General features: G+C 39.2%; 7 protein-coding genes and 1 tRNA gene. 1 reads left to right on the top strand and 7 read right to left on the bottom strand.

The window, feature by feature from the left end; all coding sequences use genetic code 11:
• Positions 1–368 precede the first annotated feature (368 nt).
• The 7 genes from lptB to cysS form a co-directional block, all read right to left on the bottom strand.
• Positions 369–1,112: an LPS export ABC transporter ATP-binding protein gene (gene lptB / locus FTT84_RS16670; protein WP_067762586.1), complete on the bottom strand. Its 744-nt coding sequence runs from the start codon at positions 1,110–1,112 to the stop codon at positions 369–371.
• A complete protein-coding gene (gene lptA, locus FTT84_RS16665) occupies positions 1,112–1,678 on the bottom strand; it encodes a lipopolysaccharide transport periplasmic protein LptA (protein WP_067762587.1) in 567 nt (188 codons plus the stop codon). Before lptA ends, lptB begins: the two co-directional genes overlap by 1 nt.
• Complete coding sequence (gene lptC, locus FTT84_RS16660) at positions 1,668–2,210, bottom strand: LPS export ABC transporter periplasmic protein LptC (protein ID WP_067762588.1); 543 nt, start codon at positions 2,208–2,210, stop codon at positions 1,668–1,670. The genes lptA and lptC overlap by 11 nt, the downstream gene beginning before the upstream one ends.
• Before the next feature lie 37 nt (positions 2,211–2,247).
• Entirely contained in the window at positions 2,248–2,787 is a 540-nt protein-coding gene (locus FTT84_RS16655; protein WP_067762589.1) for an HAD family hydrolase, read from the bottom strand.
• A 4-nt stretch (positions 2,788–2,791) separates the two neighbouring features.
• Positions 2,792–3,769 (bottom strand): KpsF/GutQ family sugar-phosphate isomerase, encoded by a 978-nt coding sequence (locus FTT84_RS16650; RefSeq protein WP_067762590.1) that lies wholly within the window; start codon positions 3,767–3,769, stop codon positions 2,792–2,794.
• Positions 3,770–3,975: 206 nt separating this feature from the next.
• Positions 3,976–4,051 (bottom strand) — tRNA-Gly (locus FTT84_RS16645).
• 62 nt (positions 4,052–4,113) lie between these two features.
• Complete coding sequence (gene cysS, locus FTT84_RS16640) at positions 4,114–5,535, bottom strand: cysteine--tRNA ligase (RefSeq protein WP_180081897.1); 1,422 nt, start codon at positions 5,533–5,535, stop codon at positions 4,114–4,116.
• A 241-nt stretch (positions 5,536–5,776) separates the two neighbouring features.
• Here cysS and FTT84_RS16635 point away from each other — a divergent pair.
• Positions 5,777–5,988: transposase (locus FTT84_RS16635; protein WP_180058936.1), on the top strand; the 212-nt coding region annotated here is incomplete at its 3' end.

Here is a 5,988-nt window from a genome sequence, read left to right as displayed (position 1 = left end):
GTCATGAGAAAGCCCATATAAATGGGTAATGTACAAGTTGCTGTAGAAGCATGTTTAATTCGTCTGATCACAGATACTTTATAAAGTATTTTAATACTTTTTTGAATCCGTCAATGCGTAAGTCCTAAGGTAGTAATAACATACAAACAAAGGCGTATTTATTTGGTCGCTTCAACCCTTTTTTCGGGTTCGTTATCTTTCGTAATTGCATGATGTAAGCAAGTCGTATTTTTAGTTAGAGTATACTGATTTATTGTTAATTTTTTAGATTAAATGGTCAGTTTTTGTCGCATTAGACAATAACATAAACCTGTTGAATGAAACTAGCGCATTCAACAGGAAAATTCATCTTTTTATAATGATATTTATCATACAACAAAGTCATCGCCTAAATAGACTTTACGCACCGTTTCATCAGCTAACACCTCATCAGGTGTGCCTTCTGCAATTACAGCACCTTCACTTACAATATAAGCATGCTCACAAATTGCGAGTGTTTCACGCACATTATGATCAGTAATCAATACCCCAATACCACGGTCTTTCAGTGTACGGATAATATCTTTGATATCGCCCACAGAAATTGGGTCAACACCTGCAAAAGGCTCATCTAGTAGCATAAACTTAGGATCTGCCGCTAAGGCACGCGCAATCTCAGCACGACGACGTTCACCACCTGAAACACTCATACCTAATGAATCTTTAATATGGGTAATTTTAAAATCGGCAAGTAGTTCAGCAAGTCGTTGCTGACGTTGTTGCTTATTTAAATCTTTACGTGTTTCCAAAATTGACATGATATTTTCAGAAATCGTAAGCTTTCTGAAAATCGATGCTTCTTGCGGTAAATAACCGATCCCTTTGCGTGCACGTTCATGCATCGCTAAATCTGATAGATCTAGGTCATCAAGATGAATTTCACCTTTATCCATTCGAACCAGACCGACCACCATATAGAAACTCGTGGTTTTACCTGCACCATTGGGACCGAGTAATCCAACAATTTGACCACTCTGCATACTAAAGGACACATCCTTTACCACCCAGCGCTTACTATAGTTTTTTGCTAAATGCTTAATGCACAGCGTTTGTACTTGCTGATTTTGCTCCATTAATCACGCGCTCCTGGGAAGGATTTAGTGCTTGATGGTGGAATGACAATTTGTACACGACCTGTCGATGAACCCGATTTATTCGGAGTACCTTCAGCAACAATATCACCCTTATTCATACTGTATTTCAATGAATTACCACGAATACTCGCACCATCTTGTTGAAGCAATGCATTACCAGTCATAGTGATGATGCCGGTTTCAGCATTATAGATAATTTTTTGAGCCTGACCTTTGGCTGGGCCTTTAGCTGGATCAGTTTTTTGTTGGAAATGTGCAGGTCCACCTGTCGCAGTGATCGTACTAATTTCTTTTTTACTGTTCAGGTTTGCCACAATTGAATTTGCTTGTAGCTTCATCGTGCCCTGTTCAATGATCACGTTACCAGTGTAAGTCGTGATGCCTGTTTTCTCATTAAATGTTGCACGATCCGCAACCAATGAAATGGGTTGATTACGGTCAGATGGCAAAGCAAAAGCCGCAACCGAGCATAACGCCAGTGAACCGAGTAGCGCTGCACGTTTTAGGAAAGTTTTAGGAGTGTTTCGATTAAGATTATGGTTCATACTTTCCTCGAATATTAAAAAATTCGTATTGACCGTCATTCAAATTGGCTTTTAAACCTTGGCTAGTAAATTCAGCTTGTGGCGAAATCACAGTAACAGGTTTATTCGTCTCAAGTTCACGAGTATCAGGAAATGCAGTAAGTTCATCGGTATGAAACTCCATTTGCCCTTGATTCATCAATTTAGTCGCCACGACTTGCTCACTGAGTACAACTTTTTTATTGTCATCTGTGCCATTTGCTTGTTTTGCAAAGAATGTTGCATCTACCGCACCATCTTTATATGCAGAGGCTTTCAGATTTACCAAGTGTGAGGTTTGTTTCTGCAAATCTTGCTCAAGACGATCGACCTGAGCACGAATATGCAATTTGCCTAATTCATCAGTTTGGGTGATCACAATATTTTCAGCAGAATACGTCATACTTTTAGACGAGTCTGCTTGAAGCTTGTTACCTTTACCACCGAAGTAGTAGTAACCGCCACTTATTGCGGCAATAACCACTGCCGTAACGTATAAAACTTTAGTATCCATAAGCGGAGATTCAATCCAGTGACGGCATCATAGTTTATTAATAAGGTGCACTTGCATATTTTTCAAGTAGTTCCTGGTATACGCCTTTAGATACCAACAACATGTCGCAAATTTCACGTACTGCACCACGACCACCCATAGCTTGAGTTACCAGATCAGCACGACGACGCACTTCTAAATGACCATTGGGTACAGTGACTTTCATCCCCGCAATTGCAAAAGCTGAAAGATCAGGCCAATCATCACCCATATACAAACAATCTGAAGGATCAATACCAAACTGAGCACACGCTTCTTTTAAAGCAACGCCTTTGTCTTCGCGACCTTGAAAAACCAAATCAACACCAAGGTCTGACATGCGCTTATCAACGATATTGCTCTTACGACCTGTAATGATGATAACTTTAATACCCGCTTTTTGAACCAGTTTCATACCTAGTCCATCACGAATATCAAATGATTTAATTTCATCGCCTGTATTGGTCAATGTAACAAAACCATCACTTAAAATACCATCTACATCTAATACCAATGCTTCAATGTGACGCGCTTGTTCTAGCAAAACATATGATGCCATTTAATTAATTTACCCCAGCTTGAATCAGATCATGCATGCTGATAATACCAATGACTTTATTGGCTTCATCAACTACAACAAATTGTGTAATTTTCTTTTCATTCATACGTTCTAACGCATGTACTGCACGAGCATCTTGTGAAATGGTCAATGGATTTTGAATCATTACATCAGACACGTGCATGTTTACATCAAAGCCTTGCTGCTTATCAATTAAACGACGCAAATCACCATCAGTAAAAATACCCAATAATCGATCCTGCTCATCAACAACTGTGGTTAAGCCAAGACGTTTGTTCGAAATTTCGTACAGAACTTTGTTCATTGGTGTATCTGGTGAAACTTTTGGTAAATCTTCACCTGTGTGCATTAAATGTTTTACATGCAGTAATAAGCGTTTACCCAAGGCACCCGCTGGATGAGATCGAGCAAAGTCATCCGATGTAAAGCCACGAGCATCTAATAAAGCCACTGCCAATGCATCACCCAAAGCAAGCGTTGCCGTCGTACTTGAGGTCGGTGCTAAACCTAATGGGCAAGCTTCTTGAATATTTCCAAGCGTCAATGCTACATCAGCATTTTGTGGCATCGGGCCTTTATCATCACCACTAATGGTAATAAGTGGAATCTCAAGATGTTTGATTAATGGCATTAACATCATAATTTCATCGCTCTTCCCAGAGTTCGAAATTGCAATGAGCACATCACCACTGACTAACATCCCCAAGTCCCCATGACCTGCTTCACCAGGATGCATAAAGAAGGAGGGCGTGCCAGTTGAGGCAAATGTAGCAGCCATTTTACGACCAATATGGCCTGATTTACCCATGCCTGTAATCACTAAACGACCACGACATTTTAAAATGTATTCGCATGCACGATCAAAACGCTCATCAATTTGAGTCGCTAATACCTGCAGTGCATGCTCTTCGATACGTAAAGTTTCTAATGCAACTTTTTGAAAATCGATTTGATTCGGCATATTTTGTGGATTCAAAACCTTTACACCTTACTAACTCGCCAACGAGTTAACCTTTAATAGGATTTCAGAATATTTTTAGACATTTTAGCATAACTAACAAAGTTCTACGTTTCAAAATATTGCTGCGAAATGTAATGTTTATTGTAATTTTTCAATTTTTTAGACAAAAAAAATCCTTATCTTTCGATAAGGATTTTTTCGTATTCTGGAGCGGGAAAGGAGACTCGAACTCCCGACCCCAACCTTGGCAAGGTTATGCTCTACCAACTGAGCTATTCCCGCAATGAGGTGAATTATAGAGAAATTCACACAACTGTCAACTCTCTATAATTTTATTTGTCTATTTAATCAGCACGACGCCAAATTGTACCTTGACGTGTATCTTCTAGAACAACACCCTGATCTAGTAAAGACTGACGGATTTCATCTGCTTTCGCAAATTCTTTGGCTTTTTTGGCATCTTTACGCTGTTGAATCAAATCTTCAATTTGTTCTTCAGTTAAACCCAACGTTTCTTGACCAATATCCGATTTTAAAAACTCATCAACGTTGTATTGCACTAAACCTAGGATATTGGTCAAGTGACGTAGCGTTGAATAATAAATACCCGCCTGCTCTGCATTTTCCTCTTTTACCGCACGATTGAGTTCTTTATTGATTTCAAACAAAATCGCAATTGCTTCAGGTGTATTGAAATCATCACGCATTGCAGCATTAAATTTTTCAACCAGCGCTTGGTCAAACTGTTGTGTCGACGCTTCACCATACGCTTGTTGATATGCTTTAAAAGAATGGTAGAAACGTGAAAGTGTGTTTTTCGCTTCTTTGAGAGCAACATCAGAATAGTTCACTGGGCTGCGGTAGTGAGACGATACAATAAAGTAGCGTACAACTTCTGGATGGAATTTTTCTATGACATCGCGAATCGTGAAGAAGTTGCCGAGTGATTTCGACATTTTTTCACCGTCTACATTAATGAAACCCGCATGCATCCAGTAGTTTACATACTGCTCACCTGTTGCTGCTTCTGATTGTGCAATTTCATTCTCATGATGTGGGAAGATTAAATCTGCACCACCACCATGAATATCGAAGTGGTTGCCTAAGCAGCAAGTGGACATTGCTGAACATTCAATATGCCAACCCGGACGACCATTGCCCCATGGTGAAGCCCAAGACGGTTCATTTTCTTTGGCATGTTTCCAAAGTACAAAGTCAAATGGATGTTTTTTTTCTACTTCAACATCTACACGTTCTGATGCACCGGCTTGCATGTCTTCAAGTTTACGCCCCGAAAGACGACCATATTTTGCAAATTTTTCAACTTCAAAATACACATCACCATTGTTTGCAGGATATGCTGTTCCATTATCCACCAACGTACCAATCATATTTTGCATTTGATCAATATGATCCGTTGCTTTCGGTGAAGCATCTGGTTCCAAACAACCTAATTTTGCAAAATCCTCATTCATTGCATCAATAAAACGGCTCGTAAGATCTGAAATCTTTTCACCATTTTCATTGGCACGTTTAATAATCTTGTCATCTACATCTGTGATATTACGAACATATTTTACCTGCCAACCCTGGCTACGTAAAAAACGAATAATGTAGTCAAATGCAATAACAGTACGCGCATGCCCAATATGACAGTAGTCATATACAGTCATTCCGCAAACATACAAATCGATATGCCCTTCTTTTCGAGGTACGAATTCTACTTTTTTACGTTGCTCAGAGTTATAAAGAACAAAAGATTGCATAGCTGTTCAAAAGACTTCAATAAAAGGATGGTTCATCTTAACCTAAGCATTATTATTCATAAAGTTTTCAGAAGTGTTTTATTTCTATATTTTGATCTAATAATAAAAAGGCCAGCATTTGCTGGCCTTTTTATTTTATTTCACTATTTCAACTGGACATTGCACAAGTAACTCTTGAGTTTTTGGAGGCTTTGTTGCACAAACCTATCTGTAAAGGCTTTTTCAGCGATATAATTTTCAAATGAAGAAGCCTGCACACAAAATCTACCGCACAATCAATTGGCCCGCATATAACCGAGCACTTATGAGTCGCGGAAATATTGCCCTTTGGTTTGATCCTGCTACGCAATGGTATGCGCCATCAAAAGGCAAACAAGGGCGAAATCAAACCTACTCCGACGCAGCCATCCAATGCTGCTTAATGATTAAATCCTTATTCCGTCTGTCTTTACG

The organism is Acinetobacter sp. YH01019 (assembly GCF_013420285.1).
GTDB lineage: Bacteria > Pseudomonadota > Gammaproteobacteria > Pseudomonadales > Moraxellaceae > Acinetobacter > Acinetobacter gandensis.
Note: the sequence above shows the minus strand (reverse complement) of the source record. Positions and strands in the feature narration are given on the sequence as shown.